17 protein-coding genes are annotated in these 23,021 nt (G+C 66.5%); 3 read left to right on the forward strand and 14 right to left on the reverse strand.

What is annotated here, in order from left to right:
* Positions 1–4: 4 nt before the first annotated feature.
* From ACOGJB_RS01935 to ACOGJB_RS01955, 5 genes are all read right to left on the reverse strand, one after another.
* Positions 5–829: a hypothetical protein gene (locus tag ACOGJB_RS01935; protein ID WP_419839152.1), complete on the reverse strand. Its 825-nt coding sequence runs from the start codon at positions 827–829 to the stop codon at positions 5–7.
* 68 nt (positions 830–897) lie between these two features.
* Positions 898–2,340: an MFS transporter gene (locus ACOGJB_RS01940; RefSeq protein ID WP_419839153.1), complete on the reverse strand. Its 1,443-nt coding sequence runs from the start codon at positions 2,338–2,340 to the stop codon at positions 898–900.
* A gap of 15 nt (positions 2,341–2,355) precedes the next feature.
* Complete coding sequence (locus ACOGJB_RS01945; RefSeq protein ID WP_419839154.1) at positions 2,356–3,300, reverse strand: 2Fe-2S iron-sulfur cluster-binding protein; 945 nt, start codon at positions 3,298–3,300, stop codon at positions 2,356–2,358.
* Positions 3,297–5,192: an NADH-ubiquinone oxidoreductase-F iron-sulfur binding region domain-containing protein gene (locus ACOGJB_RS01950; protein ID WP_419839155.1), complete on the reverse strand. Its 1,896-nt coding sequence runs from the start codon at positions 5,190–5,192 to the stop codon at positions 3,297–3,299. Before ACOGJB_RS01950 ends, ACOGJB_RS01945 begins: the two co-directional genes overlap by 4 nt.
* Complete coding sequence (locus ACOGJB_RS01955) at positions 5,185–7,158, reverse strand: molybdopterin oxidoreductase family protein (protein WP_419839156.1); 1,974 nt, start codon at positions 7,156–7,158, stop codon at positions 5,185–5,187. The genes ACOGJB_RS01950 and ACOGJB_RS01955 overlap by 8 nt, the downstream gene beginning before the upstream one ends.
* A 211-nt stretch (positions 7,159–7,369) precedes the next feature.
* Here ACOGJB_RS01955 and ACOGJB_RS01960 point away from each other — a divergent pair, with 211 nt between their 5' ends.
* Complete coding sequence (locus ACOGJB_RS01960) at positions 7,370–8,125, forward strand: IclR family transcriptional regulator (RefSeq protein WP_419839157.1); 756 nt, start codon at positions 7,370–7,372, stop codon at positions 8,123–8,125.
* A gap of 243 nt (positions 8,126–8,368) precedes the next feature.
* Here the strand turns inward: ACOGJB_RS01960 and ACOGJB_RS01965 are convergent, their stop codons facing one another.
* The 9 genes from ACOGJB_RS01965 to ACOGJB_RS02005 all read right to left on the reverse strand — a co-directional run bounded on the left by ACOGJB_RS01965 (position 8,369) and on the right by ACOGJB_RS02005 (position 19,960).
* Positions 8,369–9,700, reverse strand: a complete 1,332-nt coding sequence (locus tag ACOGJB_RS01965) for an IS1380 family transposase (protein ID WP_419837032.1) — start codon at positions 9,698–9,700, stop codon at positions 8,369–8,371.
* A gap of 256 nt (positions 9,701–9,956) precedes the next feature.
* Positions 9,957–10,910, reverse strand: a complete 954-nt coding sequence (locus ACOGJB_RS01970) for a transposase (RefSeq protein ID WP_419839158.1) — start codon at positions 10,908–10,910, stop codon at positions 9,957–9,959.
* Between the two features lie 104 nt (positions 10,911–11,014).
* The gene (locus ACOGJB_RS01975; protein WP_419839159.1) at positions 11,015–11,338 is read right to left on the reverse strand and encodes a hypothetical protein; all 324 of its coding nucleotides are present in this window, start codon (positions 11,336–11,338) and stop codon (positions 11,015–11,017) included.
* Positions 11,339–11,526: 188 nt separating this feature from the next.
* Complete coding sequence (locus tag ACOGJB_RS01980) at positions 11,527–13,239, reverse strand: IS1634 family transposase (protein ID WP_419839160.1); 1,713 nt, start codon at positions 13,237–13,239, stop codon at positions 11,527–11,529.
* Positions 13,240–13,443: 204 nt separating this feature from the next.
* A complete protein-coding gene (locus ACOGJB_RS01985; RefSeq protein ID WP_419839161.1) occupies positions 13,444–14,004 on the reverse strand; it encodes a hypothetical protein in 561 nt (186 codons plus the stop codon).
* Between the two features lie 19 nt (positions 14,005–14,023).
* Positions 14,024–15,373 (reverse strand): hypothetical protein, encoded by a 1,350-nt coding sequence (locus tag ACOGJB_RS01990; RefSeq protein ID WP_419839162.1) that lies wholly within the window; start codon positions 15,371–15,373, stop codon positions 14,024–14,026.
* 187 nt (positions 15,374–15,560) lie between these two features.
* Complete coding sequence (locus ACOGJB_RS01995) at positions 15,561–16,649, reverse strand: electron transfer flavoprotein subunit alpha/FixB family protein (protein ID WP_419839163.1); 1,089 nt, start codon at positions 16,647–16,649, stop codon at positions 15,561–15,563.
* On the reverse strand, positions 16,646–17,428 hold the full coding sequence (locus tag ACOGJB_RS02000) for an electron transfer flavoprotein subunit beta/FixA family protein (RefSeq protein ID WP_419839164.1): 783 nt from the start codon (positions 17,426–17,428) through the stop codon (positions 16,646–16,648). The genes ACOGJB_RS01995 and ACOGJB_RS02000 overlap by 4 nt, the downstream gene beginning before the upstream one ends.
* Positions 17,429–17,437: 9 nt before the next feature.
* Positions 17,438–19,960 carry an FAD-dependent oxidoreductase gene (locus ACOGJB_RS02005; protein WP_419839165.1) on the reverse strand — a complete coding sequence of 841 codons (2,523 nt, stop codon included), beginning with the start codon at positions 19,958–19,960 and terminating at the stop codon, positions 17,438–17,440.
* Positions 19,961–20,295: 335 nt separating this feature from the next.
* Between ACOGJB_RS02005 and ACOGJB_RS02010 the strand changes: the two genes are divergently transcribed.
* The gene (locus tag ACOGJB_RS02010) at positions 20,296–22,005 is read left to right on the forward strand and encodes a formate--tetrahydrofolate ligase (protein WP_419839166.1); all 1,710 of its coding nucleotides are present in this window, start codon (positions 20,296–20,298) and stop codon (positions 22,003–22,005) included.
* Between the two features lie 12 nt (positions 22,006–22,017).
* Positions 22,018–22,989: a methylenetetrahydrofolate reductase gene (locus ACOGJB_RS02015; protein ID WP_419839167.1), complete on the forward strand. Its 972-nt coding sequence runs from the start codon at positions 22,018–22,020 to the stop codon at positions 22,987–22,989.
* Positions 22,990–23,021: the final 32 nt, after the last annotated feature.

Consider the following 23,021-nt stretch of genomic DNA (forward strand, 5'->3'; position numbering starts at 1 on the left):
CCGCTCAAGACGCGACGACGGCGGTGACGCCTGCGACGGCCGCAACGATGCCGATGTACTGACGAATGTTGATGGTGTCGTTGAACGCGACCCGGCCGACAAGGACGCTCATCACTGGGAACATCGAGGCCCCGACGACAGTTGCCGGTGCGTCGAACCAGATGCCCACGATGTAGAAGATGGTCGCCCCGGCGCTCGCAACGCCGGTCAGCAAGGCGTAGCCCATCACCTCGGGGGGAGGCAGCGCTGGCAGCCGGCGGATCGCGACCAGAGCGGCCATGGCGGTTACCGATGTGAGCCGCTGACCAAATCCTGGCCAAGCGCCGGAACTCTCGGAGAGATCGACGAGAACTCCGAGCCCGACGCCGTAGGCAATGCCCGATAGCGTCGCCCACGCAGTTCCTTCCCATACATGGGTGCTGCGGGTCCCGCCGGCGGTCACCAGCCCGAGACCGCCGAAGGCTGCCATGGCGCCGATGATCGCGAGGAGGGGCGGATCGTGGCCGCGCAGTGTCGTGTAGGCGAACGGGATGACCGCCGACAGCGTGGCCACGATGGGTGCGGCAATCGCCGAGCCGGCCCGATCCAGCGAGGTGTAGTAGCAAGCGAGACCTGTGCCCAGGCCGACGCCGGAGACCAGACCGCGCACGAAGTCGTCGCCCGCGAACGAGCCGGGAACAAGGGGCACGATGGCCAGTGCGATCACGGCTGCGCTGCCCTGAAAGATGACCATTGCCGAGAGCACATGGCAGCGCATCACCACGCGGCGGCCAAACAGGTCGCTGGTGCCGATGCTCATCGAGGTGAGCAGGCCGAACAGCGCCCCCATCACAGCACCCGCGTCGGCTGAGAGAAGCGCTGTGACGAGAGCACGGCCCTAGCGGATGAGGGCATCGGTCACCGGTGTCGCCTCAGCAACGCAGCCACCGCGGCAGAGGCGCGGGCAGGGATCGGGTGGAAAGTGCCCTGCTGAGACACGGCCGGCCCCGCGACGAGCAGCATGCGCGCAGCGACGAAGACAGCGACCGCAACGTGGGCAGCGGCCATGACGAAGTAGAACGCGTTGAGCGTGACCGACATCCCGATAGCGGCACAGATCGGACCGACCGTTGCGCCGACCCCGTTCATGCGCACCAGTACGGCGCTGGCGCCCGTGCGTTGTGAGTCTCGCAGCCAGTCATTCGTCTGCGCCACGGCCAGGGAGTAGATCGGGTAAGCGAAGGCGCCCATCACGCCCATCACAGCGATGCCTGCGATGCCGCGTTCGTCGAGCGCCAGCATGGCCAGGCACGCTGCGGCGGCAACGGATGCGGCCACGACCATGACGAGGCGTCGAGGCACGCGGTCTGACAGCCGGCCGAGCGGGATCTGCCCGAACAGGCTGCCGATCATGGGGGCTGCCACGAAGGCCGCTACCTGGATCGGCGACAAGCCTCGCGCTGCTGCGTACACCGCTCCGATGCCTGATATCGAGCCCAGCGCCGCACCCACGAGGAAGGTGACCACCACACCGGTCGGCGCGGTCGCCAGCAGTGTGCGGAACCCGACGCGTTCGGGCACCACCACGGGAGGATTGGCCGACGCAGAAAGCGACATCGGCACGAGCGCCAGCGACACCAGCACCGACACCACCGCGAACAGCGTGAAATCGTCGGTGTCGGCGATGGCCACCATGAACTGGCCCGTGGCGATGGCACCCATCGTGATGACCATGTAGCGGGCCAGCATCCGGCCGCGGTTCTCGTTGGTCGCCAACTCGTTCAGCCATGTCTCGGCCACCACGATCAACGCGGCGAAACACACGCCCCACAGGAACCGTCCAGCACCCCAGACCAGCGGGTTCACCCATACCGCTTGCACGAGCACCACGCTGCTTCCAGCGGAAGCCAGAGCGGCGAAGACACGCACATGGCCGACTTTGCGCAGGAAATGGGGAGCGACAGCGGACCCCACCAGGAATCCGACGAAGTTCATCGCCATGACCAGGCCTGCGACCGTCGAGCCAAAGCCCTCGGACTCGGCCCGGACGCCGAGCAGGGTGTTCTGCAGGCCATTGCCCGCCATGAGCAGAGCAATGCCCACGAATAGGGCGGTGCTGCGGGCCGCAGGTGACGCGAGCGCCGGCCCGCCGATGTGCGGCTTGGCGACGGTGGAACGCGCAATCTGAGGTACCAGCTCTGCTGCCATCGCGCGGGCGCGCTCGAGCGCCCGTTCGCGGCGGGTCTTGCGTACCGAGTCGTGCGCACCGCCTTCGGCGGAGGTGTTGGTTGCTCCGCGTTCGGCGGAGGGGCCGGAAGTCTCGCCTTCGGAGGTGGGCTTCGGTTCAGGGATTAGCGGCACCGCCGGCACCGGTGGTTAGTGCTCCGCTTGGGTCGTCGAAGGCGGCTCGAATGCCGGCGCGTGCACGTATTCCCAGCCGAATCGGCCCTTGATGCACAGGTGGCCGTTTGTCACCGAATGGTCGGCAGGCGACGTGACTTTGACGATGCGCTCGTCCTGGACGTGCAGCTCAAGATTGCAGCCCACGCCGCAGTATGAGCACACGGTGCGCGTGACGGTCTGGTCGTCTGGGCGCCACTCCCCCACCGCGCGCAAGTCGAACTCCGTGCGGAACTGCAATGCCCCGGTGGGGCACACAGCAACGCAGTTCCCGCAGTACACACACGCGCTTTCGGGGAGTTCGGTGTCGTACTCGGTGCGGATTCGGGCGTCAAAGCCGCGCCCTGCCACGGCGATGGCAAAGGTGTGCTGAGCATCGTCGCCGCAGGCTTCGACGCACTTGTAACAAAGCACGCACCGGTCATAGGCACGGATGTACAGATCGTCCTGGATGCGCACCGGCTCGTCGACACGCTCGGGTTCGAGCCCGGCCTCGCCGCCCGCTGTGGGGCCCGATGAGCTGTCGTCGCTGCAGGGCGCGTCGTACCGGGCAGGGTCGGCGCCGTAGTGCCGTGACCAATCGGCGATCTCGGATGCCTGCGAGAGATCGTTCGCCGACCCTAGGAACTCCAGCACCATTCGGCGGCTGTGGCGGACACGCTCGGAATCGGTGCTGATCTGCATGCCGGCTTCAACTGGTCGTGAGCAGGCGGGCACGAGCGTGCGAGACCCCTCGAGTTCCACGACGCAGACACGGCAGACGTTGACCGGAGTGAGATTGGGAGCCCAGCAAATGGTCGGCGTCTCGACGCCCGCAGCGGTACAGGCAGCGAGGATCGTCTGCCCTTCAGGTACCGCCACCTCGCGCCCGTCGACGCTCAGCGTCACCTCGGTGGCAGCGCCCGGATCGGGTGAGTTCATGATGCAGAGTCTCCCAGCGAGTCGCGCTGTTGAGCCACTTCCGCGGCACCGCCCATTGTTTCCCGCTCTTGTTCGCTGCGCTCACGGGCCGCTCGGGCCACGGCTTCGCCTGCCGGCTCAGCCTCCAGCAGACCGAGCCGCATGGCAGACATCACCGCTGAGGCCGCGGTGTGTCCGAGTCCGCAGATGGACGCGTCTCCCATGGCGTCTGCGATGTCGCCGAGCAGCGCACGTTGTGGCTCCGTGGGCCCGCCCGCCCGGCGAATTCTCGTCACCAGCTCGTGCTGGCGGACGGTGCCGACGCGGCACGGAACGCACTGGCCGCACGACTCGTCACGGAAGAACTTGGCCAGCCGCCCGATCACGCCACTCATGTCGGCGGAGTCATTGAAGACCATCACCGGGCCGGACCCGAGCGTCGTGCCTGCGGCACGCGTGTCTTCCAAAGAGAGCGGCAGCGCAAGCGCATCTGGCCCGACGAAACTGCCTGCCGCACCGCCCAGCAGCACGGCGGCCAGCGTGCCCTGCACACCTCCGGCCAACTCCAACAGCTCGCCCAGCGGCGTGCCGAAGGGAGCTTCGTACAGCCCTGGTCTCCCGACGTGGCCGGACAGGCAGAACAGCTTGGTCCCCGGCGAGCCCTCGGTTCCCACGCTGCGGTACGCCTCGGGCCCGATGCGCAGGATCTCGCTGACGTTGAGCAACGTTTCGGGGTTGTTCACCACGGTGGGCTGCCCGAACAGCCCGTGGGTAGTGGGGAAAGGGGGCTTGTTGCGGGGTTCTCCGCGGAAACCCTCGAGCGAATTGAACAGCGCAGTTTCCTCGCCGCAGATGTATGCGCCTGCACCACGACGCAGCTCGATGTCGAAGTGCTGGCCCGATCCTGCCGCGTCGTCGCCGAGCCAGCCCGCATTGCGCGCTTGCGCGATGGCCCCGCGCAGGCGCTGGGTGGCCAGCGGATATTCACCGCGGATGTAGATCCAGCCCTGCTGCGCGCCGACCACCAGGCCGGCAACGGCCATGGACTCGATGATCGCCAAGGGCTCGAGTTCGCAGAGCAGACGGTCCTTGAAGGTTCCGGGCTCGGACTCGTCGATATTGGCGACCACGTGGCAGGGGCCGTCTCCGTCGGCTACTGCCCGCCACTTGATGCCGGTGGGAAACGCCGCTCCGCCCCGCCCCGACAGCCCTGCAGCGCTCACCTGGTCGATGACATCGTCAGGCCCGAGGCGCAGTACTGCCTCAAGCGCTGCTCCCCCGCCTCGCTGGCGGTAGGCCTCCATCGAGGCGCTCTCGCCGCCCTCGGAGCCGCGCCCGATCATCTGCCGCAGCAAGCTGGGCGATTCGGGGGTCGATGCCGTGACGCTCACGAGCAGCGAATCGGGTCCGCTGTCGTCGGCGGGCACCCGGTCAGGCTCGCGGCGTCCCTGGATGAAGACCGCCGGCGCCCGTTCGCACTGCCCGAGGCATGGACCCTCGTGCACGGCGTGACCCTGTGAGCGGAGGTGTTCCGCCAGCGGAGCGGCTCCCGCGAGCGCGCAAATGGGATCGACGCAGACGTGGCGGACGCTGAGCTTATGGGATGGGGAATCCGTGCGGAACATCTCATAAAAGGTGGCCACGCCATAGGCCTCGGCCGGCGGCACACCCAGCGTGCGACCGACGAAGTTGAGACCCCCCGGCGAGATCCACCCTGCTTCGCGCTGAAGAGCGTGCAAGGCGGGCAACAGCAGGTGCCGCAACTGCTTGCGACGCCGCGTCCCTCCCCGAACGACGCGCGGATGGTCGACAACGACTGCGCCGTCGCCCGCGCCGTTGACGCTGAGCGCAGCCAGAACCGCTTGCCGTTCCGATGCGGTGGGTTCCGCATCGGAGAAGTGCAGGTCAGCCACCGGCGCCACCTGCCGCCACTGCCTGGCGTGAGGCACCGTCCCGCAACGGGTCGATGCGGACGGCGGCAGCCTTGAATTCGGCCGTGCCGCTGCGCGGGTCCCAGGCATCGTTCGTGAGCAGGTTCGCGTCGACTAGGTCCGGGAAATGGAACGTCGTGAAGACCAAGCCTGTGGGCAGGCGATCAGTGACGTGCACCTCCATGTTCACCGAGCCGCGCACCGAGCTCACGCGCACAGTGTCGCCTTCGACGATCTCAAGTTGAGCAGCGTCGGCAGGGCTCACCTCAATAGCGTCACCCGACCGGATGGGCGAGGAATAACCAGCCGACTGCGCACCGGTGTTGTACGAGTCGAGAACCCGGCCCGTGGTCAGGCGAAGCGGGAACTGCTCGCTGAGTGCCTCAGCCGGAGGACGGTGGACGACCGTCGAGAAGGGGGCCGGCGTGTGGCCGTCCAAGCCAGGCTCCCACAGCCAGCCGTGCAAGAACTCCGTGCCTGGATGGTCTTCGTCGGGACAGGGCCACTGCAGCCCGCCGCTGGCCTCGAGTCGCTCCCAGCTCATGCCGCCGTGCAAGGGTGACAGCGACCGCATCTCGTCCCACAGCTCGTGCGCTGAGGTAGCTGTCCACTGCGTTCCCATATGCGATGCCAACTCGCTGATGATGCGCACATCGTCTCGAGCATCGCCTTGGGGAGGCACTGCTGCTCGCACCCGCTGGACCCGCCGTTCTGAAGACGTCACCGTGCCCTCGCTGGAAGCCCAGCCGGCGGCCGCAGGCAGGACCACGTCGGCCATCCGTGCGGTGCGCGTCAGCGAGATGTCTTGAACCACGAGCAGATCCAAGCCTTCGAGCAGCTTGCGAGCGTGTGCCACATTGGCCTCGGAGTCGGCAGGGTTCTCCCCGATGACGTACAGGGCGCGCAGTTCGCCCTCTTCCATCGCGTCGAACATCGCGGTGAGGTGTTTTCCCGGAACGGGATTCAGCTCGCAGCCCCAGGTGCTCTCATAGCGAGCTCGGGCCTGCGGGTCGGTGAGCAGTTGGAAGCCCGGCAGCCGATCGGGCAACGCGCCCATGTCGCCGCCGCCCTGCACGTTGTTCTGGCCTCGCAGCGGCACCAGACCCGAGCCGCGGCGCCCGACATGGCCGGTCAGCAGCGCGAGGTTGCACAGCGAGAGCACGTTCTCGACTGCAGTGTGGTGCTCGGTGATGCCCAGCGTCCACAGGATCTGTGCTCGAGCGGCCGTGGCGTAGGCGTGCGCCATCTCGGCAATGGCCTCAGCCGGAACTCCAGTCAGCCGCTCGCCTTCGTCGAGTGTGAACGGCTCAACCGAAGCTGCGTAGTCATCGAAGCCCGTGGTGGCATGCTCGATGAAGGAGCGGTTGTGCAGTCCTTGGGCGATGATCTCGCGGGCCACTGTGTTGGCAAGCGCGATATCTGTGCCGACGTCGAGGCCGAGCCACACATCCGCGAACTCGGCTGAGGAGGTGCGGCGGGGATCCACCGCGTACATGACTGCACCGTTGTCGATGCCCCGCAGCAGGTGGTGGAAGAAGATGGGGTGCGCCTCGCGTGCGTTCGATCCCCACAACAGGACCACATCGGTTTCGGTGATTTCCTCGTAGGAGCTCGTTCCGCCCCCAAATCCGAACACTGTCGCCAGACCGACGACCGACGGAGCGTGTCAGGTGCGATTACAGGAGTCGATGTTGTTCGACTTGAGCACCGTTCGCATGAACTTCTGGGCTGCGTAGTTCATCTCGTTCGTGCTCTTCGAGCACGAGAACATGCCGACCCCACCGGCACCGTGCTGCTGGGTCGCAGCCCGCAGCCCGGATGCAGCACGATCGAGTGCATCGTTCCAGCTAGCAGGTCGAAGCACGCCGCCGTCTCGTACGAGCGGCGTGTCGAGACGCGCAAGGGGACCCTGACGCTTCCCCCGTCGTGCACCATTCCCCCGCGGCATTGTCCCTCCCCGGTCGGCTTGAATGCCGTGAACCCGAATTCTACGCCACCCCGCATGTCTTTACCGTGGCTATAACAATTTCACTCTGACTATAGATTGCCCACCGTCTCTTCATCCGGCAGCGTTCCGTACAGCAGAACAGTTCCACAATACGGCACAAGATCACGCTCACACGACAGCCCAGCGCCTCCCGCGGGCTACCGTGGTTGCGGTGCAGTCGATCTCTCGCGCGTTCGCCGTCTTGCGGGCACTCGCCGTAGGTCCGCAGGGTGTCACCGACGTTGCCGGCAACGTCGGCCTGCCCAAGAGCACGGTGGCTCGCCTGCTCACATCACTCGAAGCGGTCGATGCCGTCGTGCAAGACGACGCCGGCGGCGACTACCGGCTCGGGCAAGGACTCATCGACATCATCGGTGCGGCTGGCGCCGATCGGAGCCTGCTGGCTGCGGCGCGCCCACACTTGCACAGTCTCGTCAACCAGATCGGCGAGACAGCCGGTGTGAGCGTTCGCGCCGACCGCACGGTCTATTACCTCGATCAAGTCGAACCCGAATCCGAGGTGCAGGTGCGCTCGTGGACAGGCGAGTACTGCCCCATGCACCTGGTGCCCTCAGGGTTGGTGTACCTGGCTCACCTCAGCCCCGAAGCGCTTGACGAATATGTCAGCGGAGGGCTCGAAGCGACGACTCCGCACAGCATGGTCGACGTCGAAGCGCTACAGACACGGCTGGCGCAGGTCGCGAGCGCTGGGTATGTGTGGGTCTACGAGGAATTCGCCGTCGGGATCAACTCCGTGGCCGCACCGGTTCTGAGCGAAGAGGGAACCGTGGTTGCTGCGCTGCACGTGCACGGTCCGGCATACCGCTTCCCCGATCCGAATCGCACCCACGACATCGGTCTTCTGCTGATCGAAGCTGCCTCGAACTTGGCCGATCACCTGGCGGGCCGAGCCCCACTGCCGGCCTAAGCCCAGATCCACCGGAGGGAGTGTCGGACGCCCCCTAAGCCTGAATCCACCGGTGGGGTGGTTGGGAAACAGCCCTGCCCGCCCGGGCGAGCAGCCAGCCCCTGACGCCGTCGCGCCAGGGCCGCCGGCAACGTAATGGGGGTCATTGGGGCGTGGTGGTGCCCGGTTCGGCTTGGGGGGGTTGGGTTGTGTGCTGCGCTTTTGGGGGTGTGCTGCGCCGGGCGGCTGGGCGCTGGGGGCGGTTCAGCAGTGTTGGGGCAGGCTGCGGATCTTGTCGAGCGCGGCGGCGAACGTGTGAGCCCAGGGCCATCGGGCGGGGAGCCGCAGGGTGGGCCGTCCGCTGCGGTTGACGAGCCGGCCGGGGACGGCGAGCAGGCGGCGTGCGATGGTGGCGGCGACGGTGAGCTTTCGGGGGTCGTGGACGTGTCCGATGCGCGCTGTCCAGCGTGCGATGTTGTGCGCGAGCACGGCGCAGGCGAGCCATGCGGCGTTGGCGGCGAAGCGTCCTGAGGGGCTGTGGGCGAGGCCGCCGGCTTTGAGGTCTTTGATGGCGAGCTCGACGCGTGCGTGACGGCGGTAGGCGGCGTCGGCTGTTTTGGTGTCGAGCGTTTCGGCGTCGATGTCGGTGACGACGGCGTGGTGGCGCCAGTCGGGGAACAGGTCGCCTTGCTCGCCGACGATGCGGGTGCGGCGCACCACCAGCCGCACCGTGCGAGCGGGCTTGCCGCGGCGGCGCCGGCTCGAGGTCAACGTCGTCTCGGCGACGTGTGCCTCGCCGTCGTCGGTGTAGCCGATCGGGGTCCATTCGTCGTCGTCGATCGCGGCGATCGCCTTGTCGACAGCGGGGTTGCGGCCCACAGCGATCAGGAACCTCACGTCGAGCTTGTCGAGCCGCTCGGTCAGGTCCCAGGAGAAGAACCCTGCGTCGGCGCGCAGCGTCAGCGCCGCCTGTGGCGCCAACCGCCGCGTCCTGGCGACGGTCTCGGACACGAACCGCAGGTGTCCTTTCTGGGAGGACCCCTTGCGCATCCGCGAATGCAATATCTCGCCGGTGTCGTCGCGCACCGCGACCAACGGGTGATAGCCCAGCGTGCGCGTATGCCCATAGGCGGCGCCTTGCTTCGCGTCGGAGTGCACCTCGCGGACCGTCGAGTCGACATCGATCGTGACCTGCTCGGCCGCAGGGGCGGCGCCTGCGTCCCACGCGCGGCCCAACGCCAGCTCCTGCGCGCGGTCGAGCTGACGCACATGACCGAACGTGAACGACCTCGCGAACGTCCCCAACGTCGACGGCGCCACAGGCGCGAACCCCAGCACCGACCTTGTCGACGCGGCCCGCAGCCTGTCCGCGTCCGAAAAGAACGAACCGCCCACCAGCATCGAGCACACCGCCGTGAGCACCTTGGCACCCGAACCGCGGCCCGACCCCGGCGGCGTCACCACCTCATCGATCAACGACTCCAGACCCAGCCGGGCCACCAGCGACCCCGCCAACAACAACCCCGCATCGGCGACCAAAGACTCCTCGTCGAACACTGCCTCAATCCGGTCCAGACCCCCAGCTACGCTGCTCACAGAAAGTGCCTCCCGTCATGGCATCACGCCGACTATTCGTCAACGGCAAAATGCCACGTCAGGAGGCCTTTCTGGTGGACGCGCACCACCCAAACCCGCCACCCCACCGGTGGATCCAGGCTAAGGGGCACATGATCGACGGCCATAGCAGGTTGAGTCCACATCAGGATGTTGCAACCACAGGCACTGCGGCAGGCAACGAGATTTTGAGGTGTGTCTGAGTCTTCCGCGGAGATTGGCTGGTTAATGAACCAAGTCATGGCGTGTTCTCGGGGTTGTTGTTGGTGGTCCGGCGGTTGTGTTCGAGCCGTCGTGTTCGGGCTCGTTGGAGGCCTTGCCGGCGGGCCTCGCGGATTGGTTCTCCTCGTTGGTGGTGTTCGTCGTCGGGGGTGACGTAGCCGATCGCTTCGTGCAGCCGGACTTCGTTGTAGTCGATGCGGATGCGTGCCAGCTCTGTGTCGAGCAGCGCGGGGTCTGCGATGTCGTTGAGGTGGGGCCATTCGTGCTTGATGTGGCCGAAGAAGCTCTCGATCCAGGCTTGGTCGGTGGGTGTGTGGGGTCGGCCGTGGTGCTGGGCGATGGCCATCATCGCCATGTAGGCGCGGGTGTCGTGGCTGGTCATGGCCGGGCCGTTGTCGGACACCGCGAGCAGGATGGGCCGGTCGGGGTCGTCGGTGTCGAGATCGAGACGGTCGTCGGTGAGCAGCTCGTCGAGATCTTGGGCGAGCAGCGCCTGGTCGAAGACGACGCGCACTTGGGTGGAGGTCTCCTCGGTAGAGACCAGGGTGGCGATCCAGTAGCGCGAGACCATGTCGACGATGGCGAACACGGCCCGTCGGGCGCGCCCGAAGTGAGTGACGTCCCAGATCCAGATCCTGTTCGGTTCCCAGACCAGCCAGTGGGGCCACGGCGTCTTGGGCCGCTTGGGCGCCGGCGGCTGTTGGGGCAGCACAAGCCCGTGAGCAGCCAGAACACGCCGGAACGTCGAGGGGGCCACCCACACCCGGCCCTCATAGGAACCGCGATGGGCGAGCTTGCGATGGGACCGGTCGACCGGTCCCCATTCCTCAGCGACAGCGAGGACCTCCGCGACCTCGTCGGCCAGCAAGGCATGCACAGGCGCGCCTCCCGGGGCGAGGTCGCTGAGCGTGCCCAGCTCGCGTCGGCGGGCCCGCCAACGGTGCACCCGGTCGTCGGAGACCTGCCACAAACCGGTGGCCCACGTGTGCCAGAACCCGGCGGCAACGGCGTCGTCGACGGTAGCGAGGACCAGCTCTTTGACCTCGGCGGGGACTCTCGCCGGGACCGGTCCGTTCAGTCCCAGCCGGATTTTCCCCGGACGACGGCCAACTCGATCGCTTGGACCTTGATCGCCTCGGTGAGCTGACCGATCTCTGCCCGGGCCGCTTCGAGCTCCCAGTTCCGTTCGGCGGCCGGGCGACCCGGCTTGCGGGCCAGCGCAGCCAGCGCCGCGTCCTTCACCGTCCGGCGGATCGAGATAATCGTCGACACATCTACCCCCCACTTCCGGGCCGCGTCGGCCTGGGTGATCTCTCCGCAGGTCACCTGCAAGTAGATCTCCCACTTCGTCTCCGCGGACAGCTTCTTCGGTCGACGCCGACCCTCGCTGGCAGTCATCTGATGCTCCTTCACGCGTCAGCGAGAACACCATCAGACTAGGTTCATTAATCGGTAGACCTTCCGCGGCGAAGCCAGACGCACAACAATTTCTGACCCGAATTTGGCGCGTGTTTTGTGTTTGTGCTGGTCAGCGGGGCGCGGCCGGTGAGTGTTTCCACTACATCGTCTCTGCGGGGGGTGGTGTGTTAGCCGATGCGGGCTTTGTCCCAGTGGCGGGTGGGGGTCGCGGTGGCGGCGAGGATCTGTGTTTGCAGCGGGCTGCGGCGGGTGGTGACGGTGACGGGTTTGGCGTCGGCGCGGAGACGGACTTCGCGGATGCGGTCGAGCTCTCGCAGGGCGCGGGCGGCGGTGAGGTGCTGGTCGGGCAGGTCGGGGTCGGCGATGTCGGCGGTTTGCAGGTCGCGTGTGATGAGGGTTTCGGCGACGGCTGCGTAGACGCACACGGCGATGTGGCCTCTGACTCGTTGCTCGGTCCAGTGCCGGATGGGGCGCAGCCGCCCGAAGTCGGTGAGCGTGCGGAAGCGGGCTTGGGCGTCGGCGAGCTGCCGATAGGCGGCCACCACGCGTTCGGCGGAGGCTTGCTGGGAGGTGAGGCTGGTGGTGAGCACGTAACGGCCCGCGAGCAGCTTTTCGTAGGCGTGCGCGTCTTGGTCGTAGTGATAGACGAATCGCCCTTCGCCGGTGTCGAGGTCGAACAGGCGCCCGACGCCGCTTTGGCCGATGATGCGCTGAGCGGCGCGTCCGATCTTCGCGGCATCGACAAGCCGCCCGCAGCGGACGCGTTCTTCGAGAGCGAGCAGCGCGGTCTCGGTGCGGGCAACGAGCTCGGCGGTGCGGTTGGTGTCGCGTCGCATGCGGGCGTCTGACTCGACGATCACCGCGCGGGTGCCGTCGGCCAGGGCCGCTTCGGCAGCGCGGCACCTCAGGTTGGGCACATCGGCCCATTGGGTGCCCTCGTCGATGGTCTCGAGGGCCTCTTGGCAGGCTTTGTCCCGATGCAGCCGGGTGGCGAGCACGTGATCGCAGCCGGCCGCGGCGACAGCGGCGACGTTGTCGGCGGAGATCAGGCCCCTGTCGGCGACCACACAGATCCGGCCCACCGCGAACCGCGCGGTGAGATCTGCGAGCACGTCGGGCAGGGTGGACGCGTCGGCGGTGTTGCCGGCGAACATGTGATGCGCGATCGGGATGCCGTCGCCGGTGCACAGCAGGCCGATCACGATCTGGGGCCGGTCGGGGCGGCGGTCACGCGAATAGCCGAACGCCTTGGACTCGAACCGGTCAGAGGGACTCGTCGCGCCCTCCAGATACGTGGACGTCAGGTCGCAGCAGACGAATTTCAGGTCGATGCTGGTCAGGTCGCACAGCCGTGCGAACAAGAACTCCTCGGTGCCCTCCTTGAGATCCGCGACATGGTCAAGAGCCCGGTAGTACTGCCACGGCGACGGCGCCTGCCAGCTCTCGGGCATGACCACATCGGCCTGGGCCCACTCGCCAAGCCTCCGTTTGGAGCACGGCGCGACCAGACGGTTCGCGGCCATCGCGAACACCGCGTCGGCGAGCCGGCCGGCGTCGCGTTCGGCGCCCGCAGCCGCGAACCAGCCGTCGAGGCCCAGCCGGCCCCACAGCGCCGCGGCGCACGCCACCGCGCCCACCGCGCCCACCGCGGGCGCCGCGTCGGCTTCCAGCGATCCCACGTCGACGCGTTCGGTCTCCAGGTGCTTTTCCAGCGTGGCGACGATGCGGTCCAGCCGGCCCGAGCGGCGCAAAGCGGTGACCTCGCCGAGACGCAGCAGCGTGCGGTGACGGGTCTTCGCGCCGTCGCGCACCGACTCCGCCAGCGACAGGTACTCATACGTCTTGTCGCCCCTGCGACGTCGCGTCGTCTTCACGAACATATCGCGAATCTAACACCGCAGCGACACGAACCGCGGCATTGTGTCGCCCCTACATTTTCGTCACGAAACACCCTCGCAGAACACAAAACCGCAGGTCACAGGCCTGACACCCACCAAAACCGGCCCGAGGCGCCAAATTCGGGTCTGATTTCCAGTCGCCGATCCACGGGTCAGGCCCGGCACCCACAAGCTGACTCGCGTACGTCAGCATGGGCGCTTCGCGGGACTCATGGTGTTTGCATACCAAGGGTTGCGCTGATGAACGTTGTAAGCATCCCCCGTCTTGTCAGTATGGGCGAAACTGCCATATCCACCGACGGAAACGTGGTCGCCGTCAGTCATCGGCCCGACGTCCCATACCCACAGCGATCGTGTCTGCGGGTCATAGCGAGTACCCGATCGAGGAAGGTTGATCCAGCTGTAGATGAGGTTGCCGTCGTCGTCTCTGCTAAGTCCCGGCTCAATGCTCGAATCAGGTGCGGATTCTCCGATTGTCTCGGTGACGAGCACATGTATATAGGGATCTTCGATGATCAAGTAGCCGCACACTCGAGCGTCGGCAGCATCATCGCCGGGTTCAAATCCTGAACCTCCCAAGAACTCGGCTAGTGGCGCGGTCGCGAGGGGTGCCGTGGCCGTCGTGGATTCAGCCGTCTGCACTGGGAAGTCTTCACCGGTGGCAGCATCGGCGCAGCCAGCCACGATTATCGCAGCCGTCAAAATCGCTGCTGCTGCCCAGACCGCGTCAGTCCCGCCTGCCCGCATGCCGCCGCACTCGATTTCTTCAACCGATCGTCACGTTGTTGTTGATGAGGATTTCAGCATCCAAGAACTCCTCGACCTCGTCGATCGCGGAGAAAATGGCAGACGTGCCGATGTCACTGCAGGTCTCAGTTCGCTGACTTGACTTGTGAATGCCGTAGGCCTTTGAGCTACTGAACCACGGGCCGCCGCTGTCGCCTGCGCAGGCCTCCAGACTTGACCCGTAGACGCGCACGAAGACGTTGTGGCACGTCGTGGGGTCGCCATTGCTCGATACACGACATGCGGTAGCACCTGTCGGCCGGTGATGAATGTTGGTGACGGTGCCGCAGGACACGCCGCTGACACCGCCTTGGTGGCACAGGTACCTCCCGTGCATATCGAGCCGGTCTGCCTTGCTTCGGACTACTCGAATGGTGAGTGGCGCTTGATCGCCATAGGCGAACTGTGAGCGCAATTCGTGCCCCGATCCGGTAGGGATGCGACGGAATTCAGCGTCGGCGGTGACGCTTGCGTAGCCGTACACCCACGGCAACGAGACTCCATGCATGCGAATGGTTCCGTCGCAGTGGCCAGCGGTGATGAGGCCGTAGGGGCCGTTGCCGCCGCGACGTGCAGCGAATCCCGAGGTGCATCTGCTCATAGCACGGCCGCCGTCGAACATCGCGTCGCTAGCGATGTTGCGGCCGTCGACGACTTCATAGGCAACCGCGATATGCCCGGCGAACTCGGATGTGAGCCGTGTGATTGCTGCCCGCAGCTCGGCGTCGGTTGCGCCGGTGCTGCCGACTCCGCTGGGTCCGAGTGCGTGAGGATTATCTGTAGATCCACCGCCTAGCGAACCGGTCGAACCTGTTGCAGCAACGGGTGCGAGAGCAGGATCGATGCCGATGTGCAATGAGTTCGCCGACATGTCTATCGAGGTAAAGGTGACGATCTCGGAATAGTCCAGGCTGGCGTCGGGTACTTCACTGACACGGCCGACCGCACCAACGCTGCCGCCATCACCGAAGCTGTCTTGCGAATCTAGCAATTGCTGGAGCGAGTATGCGGCCTCTCGGCGAATTTCGACATCTGAGTGCGCATCTGCCAGCGCAGCAGCCTCCGAATTCGGCACCTCAGAGCCGGTCAGCCACACCCAGCCGGTGAGGGTATCGCCGTGGTCGATTCCCCAGCCAGCTAGGCGCCTGAACTCAAGGTCACGTATAGAGCGGAGCACTTCGACGATGGCGTCAAGGCGCCCCAAGCGGCGTTCGGCCTCGGTTTCGCTGACTGAGTACTCCCGTGCGTATGAGGCGACCGCTGGGTCAGCAGAATCGGCTGTTGCCTCTGCGCCATGCGTGCTCGATTCGATCGAGGCGCCGATCAACATTGCTACGAGTGCCGCAGCTAGCACCCATCTGCCCCGACGGACTCGGCCGAGATGATGTTGCCGTTGATGAATCCACTTTTGGGGAGATGAAGGAACGCCCATGTCACGAACGTAGCTGCTCAGGTTCCGGTGAGCGGACGCGCATGGGTGTCCGCCAGCGCGACCGCCATGTCCGGCGACAGGATGCTCAGAAGCTCGGGCCGTCGCGGCGGCGACGGATCTCATCGGAGATCGCGGGCACGACCTCGTGCAGGTCGGCAATCACGGCGTATCCCGCTTTGGTGACCATGTTGGCCTCGGGATCGATGTTGATCGCCAGGATGTTCTTCGAACCCATGGCACCGACCCAATGCTGGATCGCTCCGGAGATTCCGCAGGCGATGTAGATCTCCGGGGCGATGCGGGTGCCGGTCTGGCCCACTTGATCCGAATGCGAGCGCCAGCCGTTGTTGGTGACCGCACGCGAGCAGCCGACGCGACCGCCGAGCAGCTCGGCAAGTTCCTCAAGCTGGGCGAAGCCTTCCGCTGAACCCACGCCTCGGCCGCCCGACACCACGACCGGCGAGGTGGACAGCGTGACGCCCTCGGTGAGCGTCACCCGGTCACGCACCAGTGTCCGGCTTGCTTCAGGTCCCAAGTCGGGCTCAAAGACCACCACATCGGCCTCGGCAGCAGTCCCAGCCGCCGATCCGTCGGTCGCGGATTCAGCCTGATCCCCGCCGACCGGCACAGCCTCGGCCGAATACGGGGCGATGGTCAGCAACGGCAGCACAGAGCTGAGCGTCACGTCCTCAAGCAGCGACCCGCCCCACTGGATGCGGGTGATCTGCCACGGGTCACCGTCGGAAGGCGTTCCCGCCCCACTGTCACCTGCGGAACCGTTCGCTGACACGCTCACACAATTCGCCACCAGCGGCAGGTCGAGGCGGGCCGCAAGCTGAGCCATCGCCTCCGCACCGCGGTCAGTGCCCGACGCCACCACAGCCGACGGTTCCACTATCTCGACGAACGACGCCAGTGCCGCACCCCAGGCATCGGGGCCGTAGTCGGCCAGCTGCTCATGGCGGCCGCAGTACACCACGGCGGCGCCATATCCGGCGCAGATCGCCCTCAATTCCGGCCCGTGCGTCTCGAACAGCGCCTCGTCGCCCAGCACGACCGCCTTCGCCTCGGTGCCGAGATCGACGGCGAGGGACCGCGCGGCCGTGAGGGCCTCCAGGGCGCCGCCCGAGGGGACGCCACGGTCGTGGTCGACGAGGACAGCGACGCCGCTCACAGCACACCCAGCTCGTCGAGCAGGTCCACCACCGCCGGTGCCGCCGCGGCGCTGTCGCCCAGCGTCACCGTGGTGCTGGCACGCTCGGGCGGTCGGTGCAGCCGAATCCTGGACTGACCGCCCGCTGCAGCATCCTGTGCGCACTCGAGCATCTGGATCTGGGCCTTGCGCGAGGCGAGCCGCCCTTTCATGGTGGGATAGCGCGGCAGGTTGATGCCCTCCTTGACGCCGAGTGCACAGGGGGCATCGAGCTCGTACACCTCGTAGCCGGCGTCGGTCTCGCGGCGCGCCGTGAAGCCTCGCTCGCCTACGTCGATGCCCTTGATGCCGTTCACGATCGGGCGCCCAAGCGCGTGCGCCACCCGGATGCCGACCTGGAAGTTGCCCCCGTCGGCAGATTCGTTGCCGAACAGGATCAGGTCGAATTGTCCGTCAACGGCTTCAAGCTCTCGCACGGCGGAGGTGATGGCCACAGCAGTTCGCTGGGGATCCCAGTCGAGGCCGCCCTCGGCGATGACGAGCGCAAACTCGGTGCCGCCGACACTGGCCGCGTAGCGCAGCTGTTCGGTCGATTCGTCGGGACCCAGAGTGAGGACCACCACGGCGTGATCGTCGCCGTCGAGCTGTTCGACGATCTGGGCAGCTTCTTCGGTAGCACATTCCTCGTGGGGGCTGGTGGTGAAGCCCAGGTGCGCCGTGTCGACCTGCTGAGCGTCACCGGTCACGTTGATGCGCGACCCCACGGCGGGCACCCGCTTGACGCAGACCAGGATGCGCACGGGGTGCCCTCAGGCCTTCATGCGGCTGTCGTCAGGATCGAACAGCGCAAGGTTCGAACCGGTGGCCGCCACCGTGACCGGATACCGCTCGTTCTGGTACATCACTGACAATTCGGTGCCCACGACCGCCAGCTCGGTCGGCAGGTACGCCATGGCCAGGTAGGCGCCGAGCGACGGGGCATTCCCCGCCGTGGTCACGCGGCTGACCCTGCCGTGGGAGTCAGTGATTCGCTCCCCCGCAGCAGTCAGCACCGGCTCATTGCCGGCGCCCATGGGGAAGCGGTCGTAGCCCTCGGCACAGCGCAGGCTCTCGAAGCGCAGCATCACCAGCTGGGCGGCCAGCTCTTCGGAGCGGGCGGCGAGGTAGGCCTCTTTGCCGATGAAATCGGCAGCTTTCACTCGCGGTCGCGCCAGCCCGGCCTCGGTCGGGTTGTACTCGTTCTCGAGCTCAGCGCCCATGAGGCGGTAACCCTTCTCGAGACGTCCCGTCGTGCCGTAGACGCCGGCCCCGACAGGCCGCAGGTTGAAGTCCCGCCCGGCTTGGGAGATTGCGTCCCACAGGGCCAAGCCGGCACTGGTGGCGCAGTAGATCTCGAAGCCGGCGTCGCCCACGTAGGAGATGCGGAACATCTGCGTCGGGATCCCAGCCAGGAGCGCGTCACGCACCTGCCCGTATCCGAACGACTCCTGGGCAAGATCTGTCTCGGTCAGCGTCGCCAACAGGTCGACAGCGTTGGGACCCCACACGCCGAACGTGGCAAGCGCTTCAGTGCGGTTCTCGAACGTCACGCCGCTGGGGGGCAGGTTGTGACGGAACCAGTACTCGTCCCGGCCGCCGTCGAATGCACCGGTCGCGATGCGAAAGCGATCCTCGGTCAGGCGCACGATGGTCAGGTCCGAGCGGAACCCGCCGTCATGTGTGAGCACAGGGGTGTAGATCGAGCGCCCGACTGGCAGATCGCACTTGTTGACCACCATCTTCTCGATGTAGGGCACGACCTCGGGGCCCGACACCTCGAACACCTGGAACGGCGAGACGTCCACCAGACCGCAGTGCTCACGCAGGTGGAGATGCTCTGCATCGGTGATGGGGCTCCACCAGCGGGCATCCCATTCGTGGGTGCGGTCTTCGATGCCGTATTTCTCGACGAGATCGGCGTTCGACTCGTACCAGTGCGGTCGCTCCCAGCCGCCCGCCTCGAAATAGAAGGCGCCGAGCTCATCGGTGCGGGCCTTCGCAGGGCCGCAGGTCACATTGCGACGCGTTGCCCACTGTTCTCGTGGGTGCACGATCCCGTAGGTCTTGTTGAAGTGCTCGTCGGCCCGCGTCTCGATGTGGATGACATTGCGGTCCCCGGGGTAGAAGCGCGTGACGTCGGAGCCGTGTGGATCGGTGAGGCGGGGGTAGCCATGCGTCATCCATTCGGCCATCAGCCGGCCGACGCCGGGGCCCTCCTTGACCCACACCGCTGCGACCGACCACAGGTTCTCTACTTCGGCGGTGGGACCCAGAACCGGTGCGGCGTCGGGGGTCAGCGAGAGCAGCCCGTTGATGGCGTACTTGATCTCGCCGTCGCCCAGGAACTCCATCAGCTCGATGGCTTCCTCGAGCTGCTGGTCGAAGTCATCGGGCGTGAAGGGCATCTCAGTCGGGCTGAGCGCCGCCTCGTCGTTGGAGGGGATGTCCTCGACGCGGTGCAGGATCGGCCGGTGGGCATAGCTGCCCACCTCCATGGAGCCCGCCGATTGGCGCTCGTAGCAGAAGGTGTCCATGTCGCGGACGATCGGGTAGGCCAGCTCCTGGTTCGTCTCGACGAGCACGTCGAACGGCCCGACGTCGACCATCTGGTGGACGGCCGGCGTGAGCGGGATGGTGGCCCCCGCCATCTGGGCCAGCTTGGGACTCCACACGCCGCAGGCGATCGCGACTGTGTCGCATTCGATGCGTCCCCGGTCGGTCACCACAGCGCAGATGCGGGGACGGTTCGGGCCCGCCACAGTCTCGATGTCGAGGACTTCGGTGTTGGCAAAGGTCTGCAAATGGCCGGCCTCGGTGGCCCGGCGGCGCATCTGCGTGCCCGTCTCCAGCGAATCGACTGCTGAGACGCTCGGTGTGTAGAAGCCGCCAAGGATGACGTCGGGATCGATGAAGGGCACCAGTTCGATGACTTCGTCGACCGTGAGGAGCTGGGCATCGATGCCCCAGCACTTGGCCGACGTCATACGGCGACGGAACTCCTCGAGGCGCTCTTCGCTGCGCGCCACCTCGATGCCGCCGCAAGTGGTCTGCAAGCCGAGCGCCTCGTACTGAAGCTGGCTGTCGACGGTGAGATCGACGATCTCCTTGGAGTGGTCGACGGGGAAGATGAAGTTCGAGGCGTGCCCGGTGGATCCGCCTGGGTTCGGCAGCGGCCCTTTGTCGAGCAGGACGATGTCGGTCCAGCCGAGATCGCTGAGATGGCCCACCAGGCAATTGCCCACGATCCCAGCACCGATGACGACACAACTTGCCCGCGCCGGAAAGTCGCTCATTCCTCACATCCCCCGCCGTTGCCGGTCAACAGCATGCCGCAGCCCTGCTGCTGAGAGAATGCGCCAATGGGTGGGCCTTCCGGTTGTCGCACCAGTTGTTTCCCGCTCTTGTTCGCTGTCGCTCACGGGCCGCTCGGGCCACGGCTTCGCCTATCGGCTCAGCCTCTTAGTGTTGTTGCTGTTCTGTATGATGGAACAGTTCCGCTCAGCGGAACAGCAACTAGGGGAACAGTAGCCGAACGACCCGGCAATTGACGACATCGAACCGGTGGCACAGACGCGTCACGGGGTTCTGGCAGGGTGCAGAGGGCTCAATTCATGTGGGGGTGCACGGCATGACGACAACGGGCGGATTTCCCAGTGATCTCGAGATTGCATCGGCTGCACAGATTCGGCCGCTGACCGAGATAGCGAACGAGGCGGGCATCCCGCCGGAGTATCTGGAGCTGTACGGCACCGGCGTGGCCAAGGTCAAGCTCGAAGCCGTCGAGGCAATGGCCGACCGGCCCCGCGGGCGCTACGTGGTGGTGACTGCGATCACGCCGACGCCGCTGGGCGAGGGCAAGACCACCACGACGGTCGGTCTCGGGCAGGCATTCGGCCACATCGGCCGCACCGCCACCATTGCCATCCGGCAGCCGTCCATGGGCCCCACCTTCGGTATCAAGGGCGGCGCGGCCGGCGGCGGCTACAGCCAGGTCGTTCCTATGGACCTGTTCAACCTGCACCTCACCGGCGACATGCATGCTGTGACGGCTGCCCACAATCTCTGCGCCGCCATGCTTGATGCGCACCTGTATCACGGCAACGAGGCCGGGTTCGACATCCACAACATCACGTGGCGGCGGGTGCTCGACGTGAACGACCGGGCCTTGCGCAACATCACGATCGGATTGGGCGGTCGCCTCGACGGCATCCCCCGCGAGTCGGGCTTTGACATCACGGCTGCCTCCGAGGTGATGGCGACGCTCGCACTGTGCACGTCCATGTCGGACCTGCGAGCCCGGCTTGGCCGCATCGTGCTGGGCTACACCTCCGGCGGGGAGCCGGTGACCGCAGAAGAGATCGGTGCTGCGGGCTCGATGGCAGTGCTGCTGCGCGAGGCCATCAAGCCGAACCTGATGCAGACCCTGGAGGGTTCCCCTGCGCTCGTGCACACCGGCCCCTTCGGGAACATCGCGACCGGCAATTCCTCGATTGTTGCCGACCAGATCGGCATCGGGACCTCAGAATTCCTGCTGACCGAGGCCGGATTCGGCGCCGACATGGGCGCTGAGCGCTTCTTCAACATCAAGTGCCGCTATTCGGGCGTGTCGCCGGACGCGGCGGTGATCGTGGCGACCGTGCGAGGCCTCAAGGCCCACTCGGGCAAGCACCGGATCGTCGCCGGCCGCCCGCTGCCACCGGCACTTCTCGAAGCGAACCCCGACGAGGTGCACGCCGGCGGCGACAACCTGCGCAAACAGCTCGAGAACGTGCGGATGCACGGTGTCTCTCCGGTGGTGGCGATCAATCAGTTCCCCGGCGATCATGATGTCGATCTCGCAGCAATCGCCGAGATCGCCGCCGAGTACGGCGCCCGCTCCGCTCGATGCACGCACTTCGCCGACGGCGGCGCCGGCGCAGCCGAGCTTGCGGAAGCCGTGGCAGAGGCTGCCGAAGAGCCGACGGACTTCTCGGTGCTGTATCCCGATGACATCTCGCTGCGCGACAAGATCCTCGCGGTCGCGACCAATGTGTACGGCGCGGCCGATGTGAGCTATACCGCTCGGGCGAATCGGGAGATCGACGGCTACGAGCGCAACGGCTTCGGGAACCTGCCGGTGTGCATCGCCAAGACGCACCTGTCCATCTCGTCTGACGCCTCGCTCAAGGGTGCTCCGACGGGCTGGACTCTGCCGGTGCGCGAGGTCCGGGCGTCGGTCGGTGCCGGGTTCGTGTACCCCATCTGCGGCGACATGCGCACCATGCCAGGGCTCGGGCGCGACCCGGCCGCCCGCCATATCGACCTCGATGCCGACGGCGACATCGTCGGCCTGAGCTGAACGGAGCCGTACTTGTTCGCATTCTTGAATTCGAACCGGACGCCGTGTTGGTGGAACGCGTGGCGCTCTGCACCGGCGGGATCACCTGCGGGGCGGCGCACACCGAGTCGTCGTCGCCCGCTCGCCAAAACCGATGCCGCCGAGCGCCGTCGCTTGCTGCAGCACGCCCAGTGGGAGCTCATCCCACTGCGCAATCTGGCCGAGCAGCTGCCGCACCTGCCTGCGGGGTCGCCGGTCTCGGTGACGGCATCGGCCTCCAAGACGCTTGAGGACACACTGGATCTGACCGCCGAGCTGTGTGCGTTGGGTCACCGCCCCGTGCCCCACGTAGCGGCTCGCATGGTCGCCAGCCGTGATCACCTCGAAGAGCTGCTGGGCCGCATCGAATCGATGGGCCTCAACGAGATCTTTCTCGTCGGCGGCGACGTCACGTCACCAGCCGGCCCATTCGACAGCGCCGTCGGGCTGCTGGAGGCGCTGCGCGAGGTCAGCCACTCGCTCCTGCACATCGGCGTCACTTCCTATCCCGAGGGTCATGCGCTGATCACCGATGCCGTGCTGCATGAGGCATTGCATGTCAAGCAGGTGCTGTTGGCCGAGGCGGGCATCGAGGGCCATGCAGCCACCCAGATGTGTTTTCACCCCAAGGCCATCGTTCAGTGGCTGGCGGCCGAGCGTGACAGCGGACTCACCCTTCCGGTCCACCTCGGCATTCCCGGGGCGGTTGACCCGGCACGACTGCTGCGGATCGGCAGCCGCCTGGGAGTCGGAGCATCCCTGCGCTATCTGCGCAAGAACACCGGGGCCGTGGCCCGCATGCTGCGCCCCGGGGGCTACGACCCGAGCGAGTTGGTCGATCAGGTCGCCCCGCACGCAGAACGGCTCGACATAGCCGGTCTGCACGTCTTCACCTTCAACGCGATCGCCGACACGGTCGCATGGCGCGATGCAGCACTAGCCGAGACATCCTCACGGCGCAGGTGAAGCGAAGGTCGCTGTCACCACGATCGCCTCAA

The organism is Candidatus Poriferisodalis sp. (assembly GCF_965208895.1).
Lineage (GTDB): Bacteria > Actinomycetota > Acidimicrobiia > Acidimicrobiales > Poriferisodalaceae > Poriferisodalis.